23 protein-coding genes are annotated in these 23,248 nt (G+C 47.9%); 8 read left to right on the top strand and 15 right to left on the bottom strand.

Annotated features, from left to right (window positions below):
• Nucleotides 1-7 precede the first annotated feature (7 nt).
• The 3 genes from LEUMU_RS0121505 to purE are packed head-to-tail and all read right to left on the bottom strand — an operon-like array spanning nt 8 to nt 2,234.
• Nucleotides 8-601, bottom strand: a complete 594-nt coding sequence (locus LEUMU_RS0121505; protein WP_022954373.1) for a class I SAM-dependent methyltransferase — start codon at nt 599-601, stop codon at nt 8-10.
• A 2-nt stretch (nt 602-603) separates the two neighbouring features.
• On the bottom strand, nt 604-1,731 hold the full coding sequence (locus LEUMU_RS0121500) for a 5-(carboxyamino)imidazole ribonucleotide synthase (protein ID WP_022954372.1): 1,128 nt from the start codon (nt 1,729-1,731) through the stop codon (nt 604-606).
• 8 nt (nt 1,732-1,739) lie between these two features.
• Entirely contained in the window at nt 1,740-2,234 is a 495-nt protein-coding gene (gene purE / locus LEUMU_RS0121495) for a 5-(carboxyamino)imidazole ribonucleotide mutase (protein ID WP_022954371.1), read from the bottom strand.
• A 74-nt stretch (nt 2,235-2,308) separates the two neighbouring features.
• On the opposite strand from purE, the gene LEUMU_RS0121490 reads away from it, so the two are divergent.
• The 3 genes from LEUMU_RS0121490 to LEUMU_RS0121480 all read left to right on the top strand — a co-directional run bounded on the left by LEUMU_RS0121490 (nt 2,309) and on the right by LEUMU_RS0121480 (nt 5,188).
• Complete coding sequence (locus LEUMU_RS0121490; protein WP_022954370.1) at nt 2,309-3,190, top strand: phosphoribosylaminoimidazolesuccinocarboxamide synthase; 882 nt, start codon at nt 2,309-2,311, stop codon at nt 3,188-3,190.
• Complete coding sequence (locus tag LEUMU_RS0121485; RefSeq protein WP_022954369.1) at nt 3,187-4,167, top strand: type II secretion system protein N; 981 nt, start codon at nt 3,187-3,189, stop codon at nt 4,165-4,167. Before LEUMU_RS0121490 ends, LEUMU_RS0121485 begins: the two co-directional genes overlap by 4 nt.
• Before the next feature lie 94 nt (nt 4,168-4,261).
• Nucleotides 4,262-5,188, top strand: coding sequence for an FAD:protein FMN transferase (locus LEUMU_RS0121480; RefSeq protein ID WP_211223051.1), 927 nt, complete (start codon nt 4,262-4,264; stop codon nt 5,186-5,188).
• 362 nt (nt 5,189-5,550) lie between these two features.
• Here LEUMU_RS0121480 and LEUMU_RS0121475 read toward each other — a convergent pair whose 3' ends face one another.
• Entirely contained in the window at nt 5,551-6,972 is a 1,422-nt protein-coding gene (locus LEUMU_RS0121475) for a cytochrome-c peroxidase (protein ID WP_211223050.1), read from the bottom strand.
• A gap of 13 nt (nt 6,973-6,985) precedes the next feature.
• Here LEUMU_RS0121475 and LEUMU_RS0121470 point away from each other — a divergent pair, with 13 nt between their 5' ends.
• Nucleotides 6,986-7,468: a tetratricopeptide repeat protein gene (locus LEUMU_RS0121470; RefSeq protein WP_040504002.1), complete on the top strand. Its 483-nt coding sequence runs from the start codon at nt 6,986-6,988 to the stop codon at nt 7,466-7,468.
• Nucleotides 7,469-7,810: 342 nt separating this feature from the next.
• On the opposite strand, the gene LEUMU_RS0121465 is transcribed toward LEUMU_RS0121470, so the two are convergent.
• From LEUMU_RS0121465 to LEUMU_RS0121440, 6 genes are all read right to left on the bottom strand, one after another.
• Nucleotides 7,811-8,884 carry a TRAP transporter substrate-binding protein gene (locus LEUMU_RS0121465; protein WP_022954367.1) on the bottom strand — a complete coding sequence of 358 codons (1,074 nt, stop codon included), beginning with the start codon at nt 8,882-8,884 and terminating at the stop codon, nt 7,811-7,813.
• 39 nt (nt 8,885-8,923) lie between these two features.
• Entirely contained in the window at nt 8,924-10,210 is a 1,287-nt protein-coding gene (locus tag LEUMU_RS0121460; protein ID WP_022954366.1) for a TRAP transporter large permease, read from the bottom strand.
• A gap of 8 nt (nt 10,211-10,218) precedes the next feature.
• Nucleotides 10,219-10,770: a TRAP transporter small permease gene (locus LEUMU_RS0121455; RefSeq protein ID WP_022954365.1), complete on the bottom strand. Its 552-nt coding sequence runs from the start codon at nt 10,768-10,770 to the stop codon at nt 10,219-10,221.
• 67 nt (nt 10,771-10,837) lie between these two features.
• The gene (locus LEUMU_RS0121450) at nt 10,838-11,317 is read right to left on the bottom strand and encodes a flavin reductase family protein (protein ID WP_022954364.1); all 480 of its coding nucleotides are present in this window, start codon (nt 11,315-11,317) and stop codon (nt 10,838-10,840) included.
• Nucleotides 11,314-12,216 carry an aldo/keto reductase gene (locus tag LEUMU_RS0121445; RefSeq protein ID WP_022954363.1) on the bottom strand — a complete coding sequence of 301 codons (903 nt, stop codon included), beginning with the start codon at nt 12,214-12,216 and terminating at the stop codon, nt 11,314-11,316. The genes LEUMU_RS0121450 and LEUMU_RS0121445 overlap by 4 nt, the downstream gene beginning before the upstream one ends.
• The gene (locus tag LEUMU_RS0121440) at nt 12,216-13,373 is read right to left on the bottom strand and encodes an LLM class flavin-dependent oxidoreductase (RefSeq protein WP_022954362.1); all 1,158 of its coding nucleotides are present in this window, start codon (nt 13,371-13,373) and stop codon (nt 12,216-12,218) included. Before LEUMU_RS0121440 ends, LEUMU_RS0121445 begins: the two co-directional genes overlap by 1 nt.
• A gap of 151 nt (nt 13,374-13,524) precedes the next feature.
• Here LEUMU_RS0121440 and LEUMU_RS0121435 point away from each other — a divergent pair, with 151 nt between their 5' ends.
• Both LEUMU_RS0121435 and LEUMU_RS0121430 read left to right on the top strand, forming a co-directional pair.
• Entirely contained in the window at nt 13,525-14,244 is a 720-nt protein-coding gene (locus LEUMU_RS0121435; RefSeq protein ID WP_022954361.1) for a GntR family transcriptional regulator, read from the top strand.
• A 48-nt stretch (nt 14,245-14,292) separates the two neighbouring features.
• Complete coding sequence (locus LEUMU_RS0121430; protein ID WP_022954360.1) at nt 14,293-15,417, top strand: Gfo/Idh/MocA family protein; 1,125 nt, start codon at nt 14,293-14,295, stop codon at nt 15,415-15,417.
• Here LEUMU_RS0121430 and LEUMU_RS0121425 read toward each other — a convergent pair.
• Nucleotides 15,407-16,300, bottom strand: a complete 894-nt coding sequence (locus tag LEUMU_RS0121425; protein WP_022954359.1) for a LysR family transcriptional regulator — start codon at nt 16,298-16,300, stop codon at nt 15,407-15,409. The two genes, LEUMU_RS0121430 and LEUMU_RS0121425, sit on opposite strands and share 11 nt — an antisense overlap.
• A 231-nt stretch (nt 16,301-16,531) precedes the next feature.
• On the opposite strand from LEUMU_RS0121425, the gene LEUMU_RS0121420 reads away from it, so the two are divergent.
• Complete coding sequence (locus tag LEUMU_RS0121420; protein WP_022954358.1) at nt 16,532-17,872, top strand: DUF1800 domain-containing protein; 1,341 nt, start codon at nt 16,532-16,534, stop codon at nt 17,870-17,872.
• An 11-nt stretch (nt 17,873-17,883) separates the two neighbouring features.
• The gene (locus tag LEUMU_RS0121415; RefSeq protein WP_022954357.1) at nt 17,884-19,023 is read left to right on the top strand and encodes a DUF1501 domain-containing protein; all 1,140 of its coding nucleotides are present in this window, start codon (nt 17,884-17,886) and stop codon (nt 19,021-19,023) included.
• 241 nt (nt 19,024-19,264) lie between these two features.
• Here LEUMU_RS0121415 and LEUMU_RS0121410 read toward each other — a convergent pair whose 3' ends face one another.
• The 4 genes from LEUMU_RS0121410 to LEUMU_RS0121395 form a co-directional block, all read right to left on the bottom strand.
• Nucleotides 19,265-20,299, bottom strand: a complete 1,035-nt coding sequence (locus tag LEUMU_RS0121410) for an IS110 family RNA-guided transposase (RefSeq protein ID WP_026745016.1) — start codon at nt 20,297-20,299, stop codon at nt 19,265-19,267.
• A 116-nt stretch (nt 20,300-20,415) separates the two neighbouring features.
• Nucleotides 20,416-21,573 (bottom strand): DesA family fatty acid desaturase, encoded by a 1,158-nt coding sequence (locus tag LEUMU_RS0121405; protein ID WP_022954355.1) that lies wholly within the window; start codon nt 21,571-21,573, stop codon nt 20,416-20,418.
• Nucleotides 21,574-21,748: 175 nt separating this feature from the next.
• Complete coding sequence (locus LEUMU_RS0121400) at nt 21,749-22,204, bottom strand: ankyrin repeat domain-containing protein (RefSeq protein WP_022954354.1); 456 nt, start codon at nt 22,202-22,204, stop codon at nt 21,749-21,751.
• A 210-nt stretch (nt 22,205-22,414) separates the two neighbouring features.
• Complete coding sequence (locus LEUMU_RS0121395) at nt 22,415-23,227, bottom strand: DUF4198 domain-containing protein (protein ID WP_022954353.1); 813 nt, start codon at nt 23,225-23,227, stop codon at nt 22,415-22,417.
• Nucleotides 23,228-23,248 lie beyond the last annotated feature (21 nt).

The following is a 23,248-nucleotide window of genomic DNA, read 5'->3' as shown; positions in this document are numbered from 1 at the left end:
TGATAAATCAGCCTTCTTTAGTCGCCATCTGAACGGTATACGCACTACCCTGCTTTAACTTATCGTAGTTACCAAAGACTTCTTTCAGATTACGCTTCATGTATTGGCGCAAGCCATTCACAGTCACCAAGTAGATTTCTCCGCCCGGCTTCATATGACGGTAAGCGTCATGCAACATCAGCGTCATCATCTCGTTGCCAACTTTAGCCGGCACATTGGAAACCACCATATCAAAGCGGCGATCCTTATCAACGTGTTGAAAGCCGTTACTTAAGATCGCTTCAGCATTTTTGATGCCATTTAAGATTGCATTGCGGTTGGCATAATCCACCGCCATGAAATCTTTATCGCACATCAGCGTTTGGCCTTTTGGCGCAAGCTTGGCTAGTGTCAAACCAATCGGACCATAACCACAGCCCAAGTCAAAGATATCCGCATCTTCAGCAGGCTTGATATAGCGCAATATCAGATCGGTACCTGCATCAATTTCACGTGGCGAGAAAATTCCCCACGTTGAGCGAAACACCATCAGCTTATCGCACAGCGTCGCTTTGAACTCGATATCCTGGCGTAGCGACTTTAAATAATCTTCGTTTGTCATGCCTATTCACTCAATGCAGTAAAAATAGTGTTCGCTTCCGCTTGGGCAGCTTCCACCGAATCAGCCAAGGTGCAGTAATGGCCCATCTTGCGACCCGCCCGTGCAGAGGCTTTGCCATATAAGTGCAGCTTAGTCGCTGGGCTGTTAAACACGTGCTGCCAATCTGGCTGGCTATCGCCCCACAGATCACCCAACAAATTAGTCATTACAACAGGGCTTAGTAAACGCGTATCACCAAATGGCAAATTACATACCGTACGAACCTGTTGCTCAAACTGCGAAGTCACACACGCATCAATCGTAAAATGGCCACTGTTATGTGTGCGCGGCGCAATTTCATTCACTAACAAAGCGTCCTGCTTTGTGACAAAGAACTCAACCGCAAGTACACCGACATAATCCAACTGATTAGCAATGTGCTTAGCTGCCGTTTGGGCCGCCTTAGCGATAGACTCATCCACACGCGCTGGCACAATACTTTGATACAAAATGCCATCGCGATGCAGGTTTTCAGAAACCGGAAAACACTGAGTCTCGCCACGCTCATTGCGTGCTAGCACTACAGAGACTTCGCAAGCTAAATCAATCCGCTGCTCTAGCACACAATCTGCTGAGTTGTGCGCATGATAGGCTTCAACCACTTCATCCGGCGTGTTCACGGTAATCTGGCCTTTGCCGTCATACCCAAAGCGCGCGGTTTTCAAAATGGCTGGGAACTCAATCGCATCAATCGCGGTAGCGACATCAGAGCGGGTGCGGATGGCACCGTATGGCACGGGCAACAAACCACATTCGCGAATGAAATCTTTCTCAACGATGCGGTCCTGCGTTTTACCCAGCGCTTGGGCTGATGGGCGAACCGGACAAGTCGCACTTAAGCTTTCTAATACATGCGCAGGAATATTTTCAAATTCGGTGGTGATGACATCACAGCGCTCAGCGAAAATAGCTAACGCCGTTGCATCGTCATATTCCGCAACAATTTGCTCATCGGCGACTTGGCCTGCAGGGCTATCGGGGCCCGGCTCCAATACAATCACTCGGTAGCCGAGGTACTTTGCAGCAATCACAAACATGCGGCCGAGTTGTCCGCCACCAATCATACCGATTGTGGCGCCAGGTAAAATCATTTCTGTATTCATGCTTCTGGAGGTAATGTCATATTAAGCGCGTGCTGGCGCTGTTCTTCGCGATAAGCGGTCAGCTTAGTCGCCAATGCTTCATCGGTTACAGCCAACATCGCAATTGCAAATAAGGCCGCATTTGCCGCACCCGCTTCACCAATTGCAAACGTAGCCACCGGAATCCCTTTTGGCATCTGCACAATCGAGTGCAAAGAATCGACACCTTTCAGGTAACGCGACGGCGCTGGAACACCTAAAACAGGCACAATCGTCTTCGCCGCCAACATGCCCGGCAAGTGCGCAGCACCACCGGCTCCGGCGATAATCGCTTTTAAGCCATTTGGACCAGCGGCTTCTGCATACTCATACAGCAAGTCTGGTGTACGGTGCGCCGAAACGACCCGGTATTCATGAGGAATATCAAAGGCTTCTAATATTTCAACGGCTTTTGACATAACAGGCCAATCACTACTGCTACCCATTACAACGCCAACCACAGGTTGTGACATCACATTCACTCCAATATCCTGCAAAAAACCTGATATTATAGCACCGTTTTCTATTATCTCTACGTAAACGATTTATGAGCCAGCCAAAACTAAAAAACCTCGAACTCATTGCCCAAGGTAAGGTTCGGGATATCTATGCACTCGACAACGGGTACATGCTGATTGTAACCACCGATCGTTTATCTGCATTTGATGTGGTCATGCCACAGCCAATTCCGGATAAAGGTAAAGTCCTGCTGCAGGTATCCAACTTCTGGTTCGATAAATTATCCCACGTGATTCCAAACCATCTGACCGACATTGATATCGATGAGCTGTCGGTAACGGATGAAGAAGCCGAGTGGCTGGAAGGCCGTGCCATTGTGGTCCGTCGCCTAAAGCCGCTGCCGATTGAAGCCATCGTACGCGGCTATCTGATTGGTTCCGGCTGGAAAGATTATCAAAAGACTGGCGCAGTTTGCGGCATCACGCTACCAAGCGGGTTGAAACAGGCGAGCAAATTACCAGAGCCTATTTTCACGCCATCCAGCAAAGCGGAAGTGGGCGATCACGATGAGAACATTGCTTTCTCTGTGATGGAGCAACGCATTGGCGCAGAGCTTGCAGCTAAGATTCGCGATACCAGCATTCAGCTTTACACTGAAGCGGCGGCTTATGCTTTAGAACGTGGCATTATAATTGCCGATACCAAATTCGAATTCGGTTTGGATGAAGATGACAATCTGATTCTGATTGATGAAATTCTCACGCCTGACTCCTCTCGCTTCTGGCCTGCCGATGAATATCAGGAAGGCACAAGCCCTCCTTCATTCGACAAGCAGTTTGTTCGGGATTATCTGGAGACGCTGGATTGGGATAAAACTCCTCCCGGCCCAGTGATTCCAGCCGATATACTTGAGAAAACAGCAGACAAATACCGTGAGGTTGCACGTCGCTTAACGGAGTCTAGCGTATGAGTGATGCCAAAAAGTGGTTACAACGCGCTCCCGGTTTGCTGACATTTTTTATGGTGATTGCGCTGGGCGTTACGCTGGCCAACTTGTTATGGCTGGTCGTTACACCCGTCCCCCAAGTGGCGGAAGCAGCCAGCCGTAGCAGCAGCCGAGTAAACCTTGCCAGCGGTACTAAAGAAAATTATGGCAAGCTTATCGCGGATGAACACTTATTTGGCGTTATCCCAAAGGCAGCTCCTGTTATTGCTCGTGCTCCAACTCCGGTTAAAAAAGTCGCGCCAAAACCGACTAATCTAAACCTTAAAGTCTCTGCCATTCTGGCTTATAAGAATGGCAATGGCTACGCGATGATGTCTTATAACGGCAAGCCTGAAGATGCTTACCGCCAAGGCGATATGATTCCAAAGGCAGCACCTGGCGAAGAAGCTCAGGATACCGGAGTTTCGGTCGTTAGAATCAATACCACCAATGTCATTATTAATAACAATGGCGTAGAGCAAGAAATTAAGCTGCCAGACTTTGCTAGTGCGAAAACAGCATCTAGCCGGTCTAGCAGCAGTCAAACCGCATCGAACTTCCGAAGCCGTCGCCAAGCAGCAGCCGATGCGGCTGATGATGAGATGACTAATGAGCCTGCTCCGGATGCTATGCCAACGCCGGGCAATGGAAAAATCGAAACCTTGACTGAGCTTCGCGAGCAAGCCATCGAAAATCCAAACATTCTAATGTCAGTGATTACCCCATCTATCGTACGTGAAAATGGCGAAATCAAAGGGATTCGGGTATATCCAAGCCGTAACCGAGAGTTGTTCCGTGCTTTAGGCCTACGGAATGGCGACGTGATCACCGAGGTGAATGACGTGCTGATTGACGGCCCGGATAAAGCCGCCAATATCATGCAACAAGTGGCAGACTCTCCATCATTAACACTGAAAGTCATACGAGGCGGAAGTGAGCAGATTCTCAATCCCCAGCTTTAAGTTTATTGTTACAGCCTTATGCTTAGTCGTCATCGCGGCGCAATTAAGCAGCTGTAGCCAACCTGCAGAACCGATTAAATTGACCGGCCCCACTATGGGGACACGATACAATATCACCTTGTATCCACCGGAAGACATTGAGCTGGATGCCAAGACGATTCAGCAGGAAATTGATGCTTCGCTAGTACGCATCAACCAGCAAATGTCGACCTATATTAAAGACTCTGAAATCAGCCGCTTTAATGACTCGCAAAGTACCGAGTGGTTTCCAATTTCACCGGAGTTTTTAAAAGTCACCGCCGCTGCACAAACAATCAGCAAGATGAGCAATGGTGCTTTTGATATCACCGTTGGCCCGCTAGTGAACTTGTGGGGCTTTGGTCCAAACTTTAAAAACAATAACCCTGATGATGCTGCCATTGCTACCGCTCGTGAATCCATGGGTTACCAACGTTTAGAACTTCAGCAATCCCCACCGGCGCTTCGTAAGCAAATTCCGGGGTTACGCATTGATTTATCCGCAATAGCTAAAGGTTATGCAGTTGATGCACTGGCTGAGCAACTAGAAGCAGAAGGCATCACCAGCTATTTAGTGGAAGTGGGTGGTGAGATTCGTGCGCATGGCCGTAAGGTGAATGGCGATTTGTGGCGGATTGCTATCGAAAAGCCCAGCACTACTGAGCGCATTATCCAAGAAGGCATTTTGCTGGATAATGTCGGTGTCGCAACTTCTGGTGACTACCGCAATTACTTCGAACGAGATGGTGAGCGCTACTCCCACACGATTGATCCAGCCACCGGCAAGCCGATCAAACACCGCTTGGCTTCCGTCACGGTACTCCATGAAAGCAGCATGATGGCCGATGGCTTAGCGACTGCATTGATGGTACTCGGCGAAAAACAAGGCGAAACCTTCCTGAAAGATAACAAGCTCAGTGGCTATATGATTAGCCGTGCCGCGAACGGAAATGGCTTCGAAAGCTGGCATAATTTTTCAGATGAGCTTTTCATCAAACCTTGACCATTTGTACAGTTTCATAACAAGGCGTTGTTTTTAACTAGGTCAGGCTTGCAATCAATGTTATTTTTGAAGTGCCTTTAGCGGAGTCTGAAGGCACCGTTTCTCTATGAAATAACGACTAACAAAAACATCCACTACAGGGACAGTACAGTGAATGACAAAATAATAAAGCTCTTACTCGTAGCGCTCATTATTCCATCGTTACAGGCGTGTGTTCGCGTTCCAACCAATAAACAAGGCCCTGATGCGCGACGTATTATCTTCGTCGATGTATCGCCACAAACAACTGCAATCCCCCGCTTGCTAATAAGCTAGCCCACATTCTGGCGAGGCATGTCGGAGCATTTCATGCCTCGCCCGACTTAATCCAGCGCAATACCACTGGGCACTGACTCCGGCGCGCCAAGCTTGCCATACAGCGCTGCCTGATCCGTTAATGCATGCAAGAAAGCCACTAGTTGCTTTATTTCACTCTCATCAAGCATCGGCAAGTTAATGTCCCGATAACGCCGCAAGCGCTTCATTTCACGCGCATCTTGCTGGGATATAAAATCAGTTTTAAGTAGATACTCATCCTGCGGCATCACCAACTGATCTGCCTGATAGCTATCGAAGCTCTCCTCGGGGGATAAATGATGCCGAATAATACCTTCCAGCGTGGCATAAGCGCCGTTATGGCCATATGGCCCGGTGGCGGCTACATTCCTTAAACTTGGCGTTCGAAAGCGGTAACTATCTTCCAATCGATCAGATTCATTTAAACGACCACGATCGCGAGCGATATGCTCAAAGCGACGGGTACGGCCCGGACCAAACTGCGGCAGCATTAAGGCATGGAACTGATGATCGGTTTGCAGTTTGCCACTATGACAACTCACGCATTGTGCCTTGCCATAAAATAGCTTCATTCCGGCAATTTGCTCCGGTGTCAGTATTGATGACTTGTCGTCACTCGAAACAGAACTACCTACAGCGTTTGCTACCGATGACGCTTCTACACTTTGCGAAACACTCTTTAGGCGATTACGCTCCTGCAAATAGCGATCAAATGGGCTTTGGTCTGCTCGCCACTCATGCGCGATAAAGTCAGCCAAAGCATTCGCCACCTGCACAATGGTAATATCACTCGCTTGCTCCACCTCGCTAAAAGCCTTTTTAAATAATGGCTCATACCCCTCAACCGCTTGAATTCGCCTTATTAAAATAGGCCAAACATAATCTGGTCGACGCCGTGTCGCGCCGGCAATTTCATTTTCATTGCGCTCACCCGCCATTTCAACTGGCGACGTCACCGGAAATAGCGCCTGCGCTGCCAGCAAGCTATTGAGCCCTTTTGGCAAAAACTCTTCCGCTGGCGAGTTAAAGCCACTCGGGAAAATAGGATCAACCGACACCCGACCATCATGAAACAGACTGGTAAACTCATAAGCGCCCAGATTAAACAAGGCTGAAGCATTGCGCGGTACCCGCCGCTTCACTTTCGATGAGCCAATACCCACAGTACGCTTCGCCCCCAAACCAATACCACCCTCGCCAATGCCCAACGACAGCCCATCGCCACTAGCCAAGTCATGATGATGGCACGTAGAGCAGGCAATATTTTTATTACCACTAAGGATTTTATCGTAAAATAACAAGCGCCCAAGCGCTGCACTCTCAAGATTAATAGGACGAAAATCTGCATCGCTTAATGCCTCGGGCAGCGCCAACTCTGAAGCCGTCATATCAGCAGCGTTCACACCGCTGACTAACACACAGCTAGCCGCCAAGGCTCTGATACTCAAACGAAGGAAATCTATGCCGCATTTAAAGCTTATATTCACTACCCTACTCACCTGTTGTGTGTGGCAAACCAGTTTCGCAGATGTTGAGAAAGGTCGCCAGTTGATGGAGCAAAGCCGCTTCACCGAAGCCATGCAGGAGTTTTTACCCGCTGCGCAAGCTGGCAATGCCGATGCTGAGGAACTGATTGGAGTTATGTATGCCATGGGCTTGGGCGTGGCCAGAGATGATCGTCGGGCATTTGAATGGTATTTGCGTGCCTCAATGAAAGCACATCCCGGCGCACAATCTGGCGTTGGCTGGTATTACGAAGTGGGTCGTGGTGTGGGCAAAGATTTAGTACGGGCATATATGTGGTATGTGCTCTCCGCCATCGGTGGCGATCCGGATGCTGCGATTAGCCAAGAGGAAGTCATTAAGAAAATGACTAAGGAACAAGTTCACGATGCTCAACTGCTGATCGCAGACTACAAGGCACACTTATATCCCTACGACTAATTTCTTCGGCCAAACGACGACAATAGATGCGATAGCAACAATCTTTTGGCTTATCTGAATACACGCTTTCTGGATTGTGGTTTTATTGATGAATAGAAGTTAATTAAGTGCTGAGGTTAATAAATCATTCAGTCCGAATCCGTAGAATAGTACTCAGCTTCCAGGGGCTAACAGCGACAACAAAATAAAACAATAAGAAGAAAAATAACAACAAATGTTGCTGATTTTGTTACAAATGAGAACTAAGTGCTAACAAGCACAAAGCTCTCAACCCTTCGGGGTTTGAATGATGCGGGGAAGCACAATAATAATAACAACGCTCCCCGCAACTCCTTTTTTCCCTTACTTCAAGTCTGACGCGTAAGCCGCTTCAATCTCTTTTTCTGCCGTTGCCGCAGAAGCGGACAACAAGTTAAACCACTTCTCGCCATCTTTCACATTCTTGTTAAACCAAGCATAAACCGGCTCAGCGGCTGCTTTGAATGCTGCCTTATTTTCAGGCGTTGGTACGTACAGATTGCCACCCGCTTTCTTGTAATCAGCATAGGCTTTAATTGATTTACGCTTTGGTGACGCAAACGTCGCCTGCTGCAATGCACTAAAGCCATCCACAATCACTTTGCGGGTTGCTTCGTCCATATCCAGGAATGCTTCATTGTTCATGTACCACAAAGCACTCATGTACGCATGGCCATCCAGTGTTACATTTTTCAAACCTGCTTCCGGGAATTTCATTCCCATAATGTCCGTGATTCCGTTTTTAGAACCTTCAACTACGCCAGTTTGGAATGAAGTGAACAGCTCAGGCCATGGGATTGGTGTTGGGCTAGCACCTAAAGCTTTAACCAGCTCCTGAGGTAAATCAGCAACTACGGTACGGATTTTCAAACCCTTCATATCTTCAGGTGTTTTTACTTCGCGCTTAGTGTTGGCAAAGTTTCTCCAACCACCAGTATTACCGATCGTCATCAAGCGTACTTTATCATCTGAATCAGCCAGAATTGCTTTGCGCATTTCACGCGTAAAGTCGCCCGCCAATACCGTCTCGGCAACACGGTCATCGCGTAAAATGTAAGGCAGATCCAGTACTTGTACATAAGGGTACATGTTGGCAACACCGCCAGAGGTCGAAATATAAATATCGACCGAGCCATCTTCCAGTGCTTGCATGCACTCTGTACCGTTAGCACACAGCTGCGTTCCGATGAATAGCTCAACTTCTACTTTGCCGTTAGAGTGAGACTCTACGAAATCTTTGAATACTACCAAGCCATCATAGTCTTCATCATTTTCATTGGAGTTAGCCACTGCCCGCAATTTGTAGTCAGCCGCTTGTACAGACGCAACGCCCGCACCGAATAACATGGATGCCCCTAACAAACTGGACAGCATGAGTTTAGTCGTTTTTTTCATCATGATTAGCTCCTCTTAAGCTTTATAGTTGTTACAACTTTTTTACGCCAATCCCAACAATCGTGGGATCGTCATAGAAATCGCCGGGATAAAAGTAATCATGAAGATTACCAGAATCTCAACAAATAAGAATGGCAGAATCGCACGGGCGATTGTATGCACCTTTTCGCCGGATACACTGGAGGCGACAAACAGCACCAGCCCCATCGGCGGCGTGGCCAAACCAACGGTTAAATTCACACTCATAATGGTCGCGAAGTGAACCGGATCAACACCCAACGAGATAAAGATCGGTGCCAAAATCGGGCCCAAAATAATGATCGCAGGACCCGCATCCAAGAACATACCCACGATAAACAACAAAATATTGATTAGGAATAATAGGATTAGCGCATTGTCACTCAGCGACAAAGTCCAGCTCGCCATTGACTCAGCGGCATGCGACAAACTAACGACCGTTTTAAAAGCAATCGCCGCACCCACCAGCAACAACACTGCGGAAGATGAAATCGCACTACGGGTAAAGATGCCCGGCAAGTCACTAAAGCGCACACTTTTAAGTACAAACAAACTCAGGAATAAGGCATAACCAACCGCTACGGCAGCCGCCTCAGTCGGGGTAAAGATACCCGCTAAAATACCACCCAGAATAATTACGGGTGTTAGTAATGGCAAAATTGCTTGGCGGGTTGCCACGCCTTTTTCGCGTAAGGTAGACTTCTTTCCAGCCACTGGGAAGTTATGCTTTTTCGCCAGCAGCGCAGTCATACCCATTAGACCTAAGCCAACCAAAATCCCCGGAATCACACCCGCCGCAAACAATGCCGCCACAGAAACTTCCATGGTGTAGGCATAAATAATCATAATGCCCGATGGCGGAATGATTGGGCCAATGACGGAGGATGCAGCGGTAATCGCGGCAGAGAATTTACGCGTATAACCGTTCTTCACCATCGCTGGAATCAGCATGGAACCTAGCGCAGAAGTATCGGCTACCGCAGAGCCAGACAAACCGGCAAACAGCATACTGGATAAGATATTTACATGCGCCAAACCACCACGCACATGCCCAATTAAGGACTGTGAGAACGCCACCAAACGCATGGTGATGCCGCCCTGATTCATCAGTTCGCCAGCCAGCATAAAAAATGGAATCGCCATCAACGGAAAGGAGTCGATACCGTTGTAAATATTGCGGAACAGCAAAGGGATATCGCGATCCATGCCTTCAACATACAGCATGATTCCCGGGCCAGTCAGCATCGCGAAGAACACCGGCATACCCAACAATAACAACACCAGAAAAACCGGTAAAAACAAAATCAACATAGTCAGACCTACTCGGCAGTAGAGATTGAAGGGCTTTTAGGCTCAGGGAAATTTTCAGGGTCGCCGAAAGTGCGGCCAATTTCACGCAGTAGCATCTCGATATTCACCATCAGCATTGAGCCGAAGCAGACCGGCATCGCCAGATAAATCCAAGCTCGGGAAAGCTGGAAAGAGGCTGCACGGGTTCTGAATCCGCGCTGGAAAAACTCAATGGCTAGATAGAATAATTCGGCCAGAACGACCATGGCTAAAGTCAGCAGTAACAGCTTCAGGATTTGCCGAATGATGGATGGCAGCATTTCGCTGAGCATATCAATGGCTACGAAGGCGCCCCAGCGATAACCGGAGGCGGCAACCAACCCCATCATCCAAATCATTAAGGCACGCGCCACTTCCTCAGGCCAAGGCAAGGCATCGTTGAGTACGTAACGGAAGAACACCTGCAGCAAAATGCTGGCCACCATTAGGGCAACGAGTACCCAAGCAATAGACCGGCCAGCTGCCAACATATAATCGTTGAACAGCTCAAGCCCGTTCAATAGTTTGCGTAAAGACTTCATCGTATGAACGACCGTAGTAACATGATTTTCCTCCTCAGCCCTATTCGATAATGCTACCGATCAGAGACTAAGCCACTGCTGATAATTGAACACTTCCAAAGCGGCTGCGTTCAAAAATTAAGCCACTGCCAATGTTCCAGCTGAAATCGCGGATATTAGAGAGCAGAATATCGTGATCGCCCGCTTCGATGACTTGATGCAAGTCGCAGTCAAACCATGCTACACAACCGGGAATCAGCATTCTGCCACTGGGTGCACGCTCAACCTCTAACCCTGCAAAGCGCTCAGATTGAGGCCCACGCGTAAAGCTCATGGCCACATCACCTTGATCCGCCGCCAGCACGCTCACAGTATAACCGGCACTTTGGTGAAATGCCTCCCGGCAATTTGAGGTTTTCTGAATATTCCACAGCGCCATTGCTGGCTCCAGAGAAACCGAGTTAAACGAGGAACAGGTCATTCCAATGTCCTTACCCTGAAAACGGGTGGTGACAATCGCCACCCCCGTTGCAAAACACCCGAGGGCGTCCCGTAATTCGCGACTCATGCAACCTCCTCACCCGCTGCAGCGGTCAATAATTCAAACCATGTTTGGCGATCAATTTCGACTTTCATGGAGTCTGATAACGTTTTGATGCGCGCCAGATTATTGGTACCAACGATTGGTAGGATCTTACCCGGATGCGCTAATAGCCATGCTACGGCCACTGCATCAACTGCAACACCTTGCTCATCGCCAATGCGCTGCAAAACTGGCATAACGCGCTGTGCGACTGGGTCATCACCAAATAAGCGACCACCGGCCAACGGAGACCAAGCCATCGCATTCAAATTCATCATCTGCAAATGTGCCAGTGAACCATCCGTGAAAGCATCACGCGCCATCAGGCTGATTTCGATCTGATTGGTCACCAGATTGTTTTCCATTTGGCTTTGCAGCAATTCCCAATCCCAAGATTTGAAATTAGATACACCGGCCGCTTTAATCTTGCCTTCTTTAATCAAAGCATCCAGCGTTGCACCTGTGGCATTGGCATCCATAAAAGGATCAGGACGGTGAATCAGCAATAAATCCAGCGAGTCGGTGTGTAAGTTACGCAGGGTGTTTTCAACCGACATGCGGATGTATTCAGGGCTGGTGTCATAATACTTCACGCGGCGCTCAGGGTACTTTGACGTCGGTATCGCAATGTCACATTTGCTGATCAGTTGGATCTGATCACGCAGCGAGGAATCTTCTGCCATCGCCTGACCGAACAGCTTTTCACAAGCGTATTCACCGTAGATATCAGCATGGTCAAAAGTGGTAATCCCCTGCTCCAGACAGGCATCAATCTTCGCCCGTACATGTGAAGTGGTTTGATTTTCATCATCAGCCAAGCGCCACGCGCCATAGATTAAACGACTAAATGCGGGCAGTGAGGCATTAAGCTGGACCATTTCCATTATTTACGTTCTCCAATTCCAAGTGGGGTTGCGGGTGTGGACGCAGGAATACGGCCATACACCTCTGGCAACGAGCATGTTTTTAGTTGAGGCAGTACTTTGCTGCCAAATATTTCGCACTCTTGCTGGTGCGGGTAGCCCGAGAAAATAAACGCCCGGATTCCCATTTTTTGATACCGTTCGATTTTGCTAAGCACCTGATCAACACTACCGACCAGAGCAGCTCCACAGCCAGAACGTGCACGACCGACGCCTGTCCACAAATGTGGCTCTGAGTAACCAGACTGGTCCGCTGTTTTACGCTGTTCAGACTGAAGCGAGACGCCCAAGCTTTTCGCATCCAAAGCACGGTCACGAATGGCTGTACCCTGATCATCATCCAACTGAGACACCAAGTGATCGGCATATTCACGGGCTTCAGCCTCAGTGTCACGCACAATCATATGCACACGCAAGCCGTAATCCAATACCCGATTATGGCGTGTTGCGACAGCGGCGACATCTTTCATGCGCTGCTTGAGATTTTCTTCGTTTTCAGGCCACATAAGGTAGACATCACAGAACTGACCGCAAAGCTCTAGCGCATCGGGCGAGTAACCACCGAAGTACAACAACGGGCCGCCATTTTGTTGGTACGGTCTAACCGGATCGGTGTTCAGGCCTTTCAGGTTGTAGATCTCACCTTCGTAATTAATCTCATCCTGCGTCCAGGCTTGGCGCAAAATCTCAACCACTTCGCGGGAACGCTGATAGCGGTATTTGCTTGGCGCATCTTCACCCGGAAAGTTAGAGGAAATAACATTCAGCGTTAAACGACCTTTAAGAATATGATCAAGAGTCGCCACGGTTCTAGCCAACATTGCAGGGTGTACTTCGCCGCAACGAATCGCTGCCAGCAAATTAATCTGCGAGGTCAGAGGAGCCATAGCTGAAGCAAATGTTAGCGTGTCTTGGCCAACTTGATAGGAGGATGGGCAGAGAATATTGCGGAAACCTAAACGGTCCGCCGTGAGTGCGATATCGCGAGTATTTTCCCAGCTAGAGCGTAAATCGCCTTCCGGAACGCCGAGTAAGCGGAAGTCATCGCTGCATAAGGGCGCAAACCACGACACTTCAGCGGCTTGCATATCTTCACTATAAATTGGCACAACACTCATTGATTCTCTCCTCAGGGATGGTGCATATCGACTAGGAAATACAGTAAATCAATCGTAGATGAATATGCAAGAAAAAATAAATCAATGATATAGGAATTGTTAACACACTAAGGCATGATAAGCATTCGTTTTCAAAATTTGGTACCGTGGCATGGCACTCAATGACTCCCAAACCCGACTGCCCCTCTATCTGCAAATCAGTGAGTTATTGCAGCGTGAGATTGCTGCCGGACACTGGCTAACAGGCGAGCGCCTGCCTACCGAATCCCAATTAGCTCAAGACCTTGGCGTCGCGGTCGGCACCCTGCGTAAAGCTTTATCTAAACTTGAAAGCGATGGCTTACTGGAGCGTCGACAAGGCTCCGGAACCTATGTCACCAAGCCCCCCGAGGGCGGTGCGATCTATCAGTTTTTCCGTTTGGAGCTACTCAAAGGTGGAGGCCTGCCAACCGCTAAAACCCTATCGGTAGAGCCTATAAAAAGCCCTGAAATTGCAAGGATATTTGGGCACGGTGATGTTGATCGTACGCTGTGGCGTATTCGACGTTTACGCTTTTTAAGTCGTGAGCCAATCGCCAGTGAAGAAATTTGGATTGATGGTCGTCACGCTGATGACCTGACACCCGAGGGCATGCATGAATCGTTGTACATGCATTACCGCACCGCATTTAACTTCTGGATTACACACGTTTCTGATGAGGTCAGCTGCCAAGCCGCGCCCGCCTGGGCTTGTGACAACCTAAAACTCCCGCATGATTCTGTTTGCGGCTGGGCGGCTCGACGTAGCTGGGCTAATAATGGCCAGATTGAAGAGTTCTCCAATACCTGGTTTGATCCTGCGGTTTGTCGCTATGTGGCGCGCTGGTCTTAAACCAAACCAACTAATTACTATTTAAACCAAGCAAGAGATATCACACCAATGAGCAAGACATTACGTTATGGCATTTTAGGCTGCGGCATGATGGGCAAAGAACACATTCGCAATATTGCCCTGATTGACAGCGCTAGCGTGACCGCCATTGCTGACCCTGATGCGGGGATGCAAGCGGACAATCAGTTATTGGCTCCGAATGCCCGTTTTTGCAATAACTTAGAGGAGCTGTTGTCGGTTGATGACTTTGATGCCCTGCTCATTGTCAGCCCTAACTATCAGCATGCAGAACAACTACTGACCGTATTCGCACAAACCAAGCTTCCTATTTTAGTTGAGAAGCCAATTTGTACCCGACTGGAAGATGTTGCAGCAATTCGTGAAGCAGCAGCGGCGCATCCGGCACCGGTTTGGGTAGCTATGGAATACCGCTATATGCCAGCCATTACGCAGCTGGTGAAGCAAGTGCGCGATGGTGATATTGGACCACTGCAAATGATGACAATTTGCGAGCACCGATTCCCATTCTTGCCAAAGGTTGGTGACTGGAACCGCTTTAATCGCAATTCAGGCGGTACGCTGGTTGAGAAATGCTGTCACTTTTTCGACCTAATGCGCTTAATGACGCAAGATGAAGCCGTGCGTGTTATGGCATCGGGCGCCGCCGATCAAAATCATCGCGATGAGCGCTATAACGGGGAGCAGCCTGATATCCTTGATAATGCCTTTGTGATCGTGGACTTTGCCTCTGGTAAACGCGCCATGCTAGAGCTATCCATGTTTGCGGAAGGCTCTCGTTACCAAGAGCGTATTACGGCGATTGGCCCTAAGGCTAAATTGGAATGTGAACTACCGGGACCAGGACGCTTCTGGCCAGTAGACACTTTAGGTGCTGCGCCAATTTCTAAGGTCACACTTAGTCCAAGAGATCCAAAAGGCCCGATTGAATCGGAAATTCCGGTTAATCCTGATCTTTTGGAAGCGGGTGACCATAATGGTTCAACGTATTATCAGCATGCAGGATTTTATAAGTCAGTCACTGAGGGAGAGCCTGTCGAGGTGAGTGTTGAGGATGGTTTACGCGCGGTGGTTATTGGAATGGCTGCCCAAGAATCGATTCGCCTCGGGCAAGCCATTACATTAACGGATTCAGGCTTCAGCTTTACAGCGTAGCCATTGCCTGATAATCGTTGATTAGCCACTGCTGCAAAATAGTGATCTCCGGCTTCGTACGCCGGTGATCTTCTTTGCGCAGTAGGTAGTGCGAGTTTGTAACCGGTAGTTCAAAATCTACCGGCGTGATTAAACGACCTTGGCTCAGGTAGCTTTCTGCCAAACTTTTCAATAGAAATAGAGATCCACCACCGGCAGCTGCTAACTCAGCACCCACTAAATAGGTATCAGCTCTAAACACCCGCTTTTGGAAGGTTTCATCAAACCCACTGATATTCATGGCACTCAGCCAAGCGCCTTCACTACCCATCACTGAAATCAGCTTACCTTTGGCCATACTCGCTAAGTCATCCGGCATCGGATCTAAGGTTGGGGAGCAAACTGGCACGCAGCCCTCATTGACTAGCAAATCCGCATGAAAGCCCGACCAATTGCCATCACCAAATCGAATGTCCAGATCGTAACTCTCGGCTTCAACTTCATCTGCCCATAATGAGGAGCCTAAGCGCACTTCGATATCAGGATACTCTTGATTAAAGCGTGCCAGACGTGGTGTTAAATTCAGCATCGAAAAGGAAATGGGTGCACGTATTTTGACGGAACTCTCGCCCTTGAGGCCAAATAAGCCAGCTGTCGAGGCAGAAATATCATCAAAAGCCTGACGGATTGGTGGCAGATAGGCCGCTCCCATATGAGTGAGCGCGACGCCTCTAGGTAGCCGTTCAAATAATAAAAAACCCAGATTATTTTCAAGTGCACGCACTTGCTGGCTGATTGCAGCGGGAGTTAGCGAAAGCTCTTCAGCAGCAGTTGTAAAACTGCGATGCCTGGCTGCCGCCTCAAAAGCGCGAAGTAAGTTGAGGTTGGGGAGTCGGTGCGCCATTCGGAGTCAAATTCCTAAGTGAATGAAATCAAATTATTAGAGCCTTTCAATGTATATGTAAAAGCAGAATTGGTCTAATATTTTTTATGGCAATATATGAGGAATTTAATAGTAATGGGCTGAATGATTACTATTTCATAATAGAACCAATTTTGGAATCCACTATACTAAGTACATGTAGAAAAAGTGAACTTAGGTTCCTAATATAATTTAAATAAGTAGGGGTAGACTATGGCTGTATTGAGCTTTGAGCAGAGTAAGCACTTGGTTGTGAGGTCGGGGTATGGGCCGGAGTTAGAAAAGATTTTTAGGTTTGCTCAGATGACTAGCAATCAGGCTATAGAGGAACTTCTCAAGCTCAAGCGTACCTATTTAGTTCAACCACCGAAGCTTCATAACCTAAGTGAAATGCAGGCTCTGAGAAAATCAAAAAATAGGGATAAGCTGAATAAGTCTTTCAGACAAGACTCGCAACGTCTAAAACAGTGGGGGATTACGCAGGCTTTAGAAAACCCCAATGCACTTCAAGAAAGAATGACCTGGTTTTGGCATAATCATTTCACAAGCTCTCACCTCAGGTCCCGACGCACCTTAAATATGATGCTAGACCAAGATCTGGTAATTCGCAAGCATGCCATGGGAAATTTTGGCGAGTTACTGAAAGCTATGACCTTCAACCCGATGATGCTAATTTACTTGGACGGCATTTCGAATGTCAAAGGTAAACCAAATGAAAACTTTGCCAGAGAGCTTCTTGAACTTTTTACATTAGGTGAGGGACATTACGATGAGCAAGATATCCGCGAGTCTGCAAAAGCACTTACTGGCTGGGGTATCGATAAAAATAGCAAGCAAGGGGTCTTCCGTCCAAGACGCCATGATACTTCTGTTAAAACATTCCTGAGTAAAACCGGTCGGTTCACCGCGAATGATATTTTAGACATTCTTCTCAAACATCCAAGAACCGCGGAATTTATTGCTGAAAAGTTCTGGTATGAATTTATTAGTCTTGAGCAGCCAGCCCCTAACATCATTAGAGACTGGGGAAATAAATTCAGACAAAGCAACTACAATATCGAAGTATTGATTCGCACGGTCCTCACTAGTCCTGCTTTTTGGGATCAACGCAACCGCGCTTCTTTAATCAAGTCACCTTTGGACCTTATTATTGGCACGTTGCGAGCAATGGATTTAGAAGATAATAACCTTCCACTTCGTGCTCTTTCAGTACAGTTTAATCAATTAGGACAGGACCTGTACACACCACCAAATGTCAAAGGCTGGCCTGGAGGGGAGGCTTGGGTGAATGATGTTACCCTACCTAGGCGCCAACAGTTTCTGAGAAAGTTAATGCGTGGCGATAACAATCAAAAGCCATCGATGCAAAGCTCAATGATGAAAGCCAAAAAACAGAGCATGCCCGCGATGAATATGGAGGAGCTACCTAACTTACCACAAGCTCAGTGGGCAGTTTGGTTGTTACCAATAGCACCGGTAACGCCTACCCAAATCAGCGAACCTGAACGCTACTTAGAATCCCTCCTCCTTGATCCGGCCTACCAATTAAAATAAGGAACATTGCCATGAACCGCAGAGAATTTATCCAATTATCCGCACTGCTCCCAACACTGGGGCTGGCGCCATCGATTTTCGCCACAAACAAATCGGCTCCTATTTTACTATTGGTTGAGTTGAAGGGTGCCAACGATGCACTGAATACACTAATCCCTGTACAAGACCCGAGCTACTTTAAACTAAGACCAAAGCTTGCAATCAAGGCTCAAAATAGCCTCCCTATTGGCGAAGGTTTCGCTATGCACAGCGCCCTAAAGCCACTTTTACCAGAATGGCAGGCTGGGCATTTAGCCTGGATACACGGACTAGGATATGCAAACCCTAATCGCTCTCACTTCCGCTCTATAGAAATTTGGGAAACTGCGAGCGATTCTGATGAATACAACACTGAAGGCTGGATTGCAAAACTCTATCCACAGAAAACGGGTCAACTCCAAGGTGTGGTTGTTGGAAGCGATGAAGGCCCATTAGCTGGTGATAGCTTTAACAAAATGGTGATGGAAGACTCTAAGTCTTTTGCTGCACTGACTCGCCGCCTTAAGGAGGTTCGTTCCCAAACGAATAACTCTGCGCTCGCCCGAGTACTTGATGTACAAAACAACGTACACCAGAATGCTCGTACAGTTATTGACACCCTTAAACACACCAATAAGACAACGGCCACTTTCCCCAAAGGTAAATTTAGTAAACAACTAGAAGAAGCTGCACAGCTAATCAATAACGGATTAGGTGCCAGTATTTATAAAGTTGAATTGAGTGGCTTTGATACTCACCGTGCCCAAGCTAATAAGCACAACAACTTGCTTAGTCAGCTCGCACAAGGCTTAGCAGCATTTAGCCAGTCCATGAAGCAATCGGGCCAATGGAACAATGTCATGATTATGACTTACTCAGAGTTTGGCCGCAGAGCAGAAGAAAATAAGAGTGGTGGTACCGATCATGGCGCAGCAGCAGCTCACTTTGTAATGGGTGGACGAGTCCGAGGCGGCTTCCATGGTACAGCACCACGTCTGGACCAACTGGATAGTAGAGGTGATATCGTCTTTACATCAGACTACCGCTCGCTGTATCACACGGTCGCTAGCCAATGGTTACGTACTAATTCCCCGTGGAGCCAATACCAACCATTCCAATTAATACACAGCTAACACCCTGCAAATTACGCCCAATAAAAATGTATGGTCCGCCCCGTTGTTGCAAGAACAATTTTTGATGACGGGAGTGGGTCTGCGCTAATGTATCCGGAGTCCTTGTTGGGACGCCTTCGCATTCCCGCTCCACAATGAGTTCCGCGCCGGATTATCCTCAAAAAGCCCAAAGCATGGACTGCTGTTTTTTATGCCAGGTTTTAATCCGGTGGTTTTACCGTTTGTGTCATCACCTATTTGCTCAAGCAGACTCGGAGTGCAGCATGGCTGCGTTAAAGGGTTGTTGATAATGTAATACCGCCCACGCAATGCGCGCCAACTTATTGGCTAATGCCACACAGGCAACATTGAAGGGCTTTTCCTTTCGCAACCGGATTAACCAATCGCCAAAGGGAACGCCTGTCTTATCAGGCTTAGATAAAATGGCACGCGCACCATGAATAAACAGCGTTCTGAGGTGTTTATTCCCTCGCTTACTGATGCCCAATAAGGTGTGTTTGCCACCCGTCGAATGCTGACGGGGCACCAGCCCTAGCCAGGCGGCCAGGTTGCGGCCATTTTTAAACTGCTTAACGGAGCCTAAGTCCGCCAAACACTGGCTGGCGGTCATATCGCCCACACTGGGTATCGACTTGAGTAAACGGCCATTCGGATGATCGGCGACTAGGCGAAGCAACTTGTCATCTTGTTGCCTAATGCGGGTACAGAGCCCCGTGTAGTGTTCATGTATACTGAGCAATTCATCCATTAGCAGAGGCGGCAGTGACTGACGTTGCGTGGCCAACCACGCAAATAATCGCTTCATTGAAGCATGCCCTTTTGGCAAACTCATCCCAAACTCGAGTAATAGCGCGCCTATCCTTGACATACAGGCTGTTCGCTCTTTGATGTAAGCACTTCGAATACGATGAATAGCATTAATGACTTGGGCTGACTCTGACTTTACCTCAACAAACCGCATCGAAGGTCGTCCAGACGCTTCAGCGATTGCATCAGCATCAATGAAGTCATTTTTATTGCCTTTCACATAGGGACGAACATACTGCGGTGGAATCAGTTTAACGCGATGGCCAACTTGCTGGCAGTAACGACCAAGCCAGTGAGCACCGCCACAGGCCTCAAATGCGATCGTGGTGAGCGGGTGATTGCTGAGGAATTCTTTCAGCTTTTGTCGGGAGAGTTTTTTACGAAATTCGATTTTTCCAAACTGATCGTGTGCAACCAGATGAAAAATGGACTTGCCTAAATCGATTCCAATGACTTTAATTGACATGATGGTTCGCCTCTTTAGTTAACCTCAACCTTAATCATAGCGATTAAGGTGAGGCGGACCATCTAATTAAGCCTCACCGAGTATCACCCGGCGAGGCTTTTTACTAACCAGTCAAACGATCAACTCACCATCGAGTAACCACGCAACTTCTGCGCAAACTCTTCCAAGGCATGAATCCCCGTCTGCTCAGCATCATGAATCCATTTCTGAACAGACTCCAATCTCGCCTGCTGATTTGAGGTAGTACGTCCCCACAACTCATGCAGTTGCTGTTGCGACTCAAACACAGAGCGCAACACCGGGTGATCTGCCAACAACGTCTGCAGCCGCTCTTTATTATGCGCATCAAACTCTGCCGCACCAGTCAACATACGCTGAATCAATGAGCGATCTTTCTTATCAAATACCGCTAACTCTTTTCTCAGCACCGGCTTAACCACCTGCTTCCCAAAGTTAGACATCACCTGTAAGCGATTGCCCAACACGGCACTCATGGTTTCCAAATCAACCGCTAACTTATCGCGATCAACCCGCAAGCGTGGTGCAACTTTCTTCACTTTAGCCAGTTTCAAAACTTCCATCAGGCGGATATAAAACCAACCCATATCAAACTCATACCACTTGTTCGACAGTCTTGCTGATGAAGCAAATGCATGATGATTGTTATGCAGCTCTTCCCCGCCGATGATAATGCCAATTGGTGAGATGTTACGGGCCGCATCCGGCGTATTCCAGTTCCGGTATCCCCAGAAGTGCGCAATACCGTTAACCACGCCAGCTGCCCAGAAAGGTATCCAAGCCATCTGCACGACCCAAATAATTGCACCAACCCAACCGAATAAGACAAGGTTAATCACCATCATTAAAGAGATACCAACGCTTGGGTATTTCTTATAAACATTGTTCTCTAGCCAGTCTTTAGGTGTACCACGACCGTATTTTTCAAGTGTTTCCTGATTTCTGGCTTCAGCGCGATACAGCCCTAAACCTCCCCAAAGCACCCGATTCAGGCCTTTGACCTGTGGGCTGTGAGGGTCTTCCTCAGTTTCGCACTTTGCATGGTGTTTGCGATGAATGGCAACCCATTCAAGCGTGACAATTCCGGTTGTTAGCCACAACCAAAATCTAAAAAAGTGGGATGGTATTGGACCGAGTTCAACGGATCCGTGTGCTTGAGCGCGGTGTAAGAAAACAGTCACCGCGATAATTGTAATGTGTGTAAAAACTAACGCTGTTCCAACGTACTGCCAAAAACCCATATCCTGGATTAGCCCCATATTTCACTCCTGATCTAACAGTCTATTTTTATGAAATTCAAACATACCACCGAACGTGGTCTATTCGCTTAACATTCTTGATAGAGGCCGGATATAGATGCAAATATTCCGAGACCATTATACTCAGGCACGAAATCGCCAGCAAACCTGACGACTTTCGTCAATCCGAAGCCTACTAACGGCGATAGCGTTCCAGCAAATTAATCATCTGCTGATTGCGCGTGCTTTTCGCAATATCAAACACCGTCTGATTACCTCGGGTACGCGAATAGATTGGAGCACGGCGACTCAGCAGATAGTGAACAACGGGAACATGACCAAATCGCACGGCGTGATGTAAAGGAATCCAGTTCTGCACCGTCCGTGGATTCATATTAGCCCCTCGGGAAATCAAAAACTGAATCACATTTAAATGTCCCCGAGCTGCTGCTGCATGCATCGGAGTCTCACGGCTTGGATTGATATAGTTAACGTTTGCGCCACGTTGCACCAAGTCAACAATGGATGGCATATGCCCAAGATGAGCGGCTAGAAACAAAGCTTCAGATAATTCACGCGGGGTTTCTGCTTTGCTCAAAGAAGGACTCAATGCAAGCACCAACGTGGCAAGAATTAATTTAACGGGGGGCATCTATCACTCCTTGGATAATCAATAAAAACAGATACTTGCCTTTATTAACATACTTTATTTAATATATTAGGGTGATAAGTATGGCAAAAACAACAGGCTCAGGATAATCCAAAAATGATAAAGGGTAGTGAACAAGGCACCCAGCGAACTCGCTTAAAAAATGACGCCTTCTACCCCTTAATTCATACCACTGAAGTCACTCTTTCGTGACTAGCGTTTAATTTCATAAGTCGTGGAAGCCCACAAACTCATCCAAACAGCGCCAGAGCCATTTGCCTGCGCAGCGGTTGGCTGAATCATTTGTACGGCATTCACCAAAAACACACCGCCGGCCCCTTTTGGAATACTCACCCGACCGTTCTGATCGGTGCGATAGCCGGCCTTCGTCACTTTTCCATTGAGTTGGTTAAACACAACCACATACGAGTTAGCAAATGGCTTTCCCTGATACAACAGCTGCGCAGTGACAGCATTGCCTTTATCCGTATACGGATTAGTTTCAACCACCCACTCAATCGGCATGCCCATGACCTGATCTTGGCCAGCGCCATCACCCACTTTAACTAATGACTTGCCAAAGCGCTTAAACAACTCCACAAAACCAACTTCCGGCAAGCCACGTCGCTTGTGCTCTGGCATGACCCACTCAAGGCCCTCATTTTTCAGGAAACTTTCGAACTTACCGCGCTCACTATAAGTCAGAACAGAGGCTTTAGACTGATAGGTCAGAATATTCAAACCAGACTGTGTAGGCTGATCCACCGCAGGCGACTGCGCAAAACGATTGGCGACCGGCTGCGTTTTTCCACCTGCTGTAATGTCGAAACGCTCAAAGTTACCCGGAAAGAAGGAATATGTCTCCCCATCCATCATTTGCCCAACTTTGATATGCGCGCGGACATTGTCGCCTTTAGCGACCTCAAAGTTAATTGGCTCAATCCAAAACTCATGCGCAGCAACGGACTGCAACATGAAAAAACTTAGCGCAACGAGCGGTAGTTTGTGCACATACTTTAAGAACACGTAGAATCACCTCATTCAGAC

It is taken from the genome of Leucothrix mucor DSM 2157 (genome assembly GCF_000419525.1).
Classification (GTDB): Bacteria; Pseudomonadota; Gammaproteobacteria; order Thiotrichales; family Thiotrichaceae; genus Leucothrix; species Leucothrix mucor.
The sequence above is the reverse complement of the archived record's forward strand: the minus strand, read 5'-3'. Positions and strand labels throughout refer to the sequence as shown.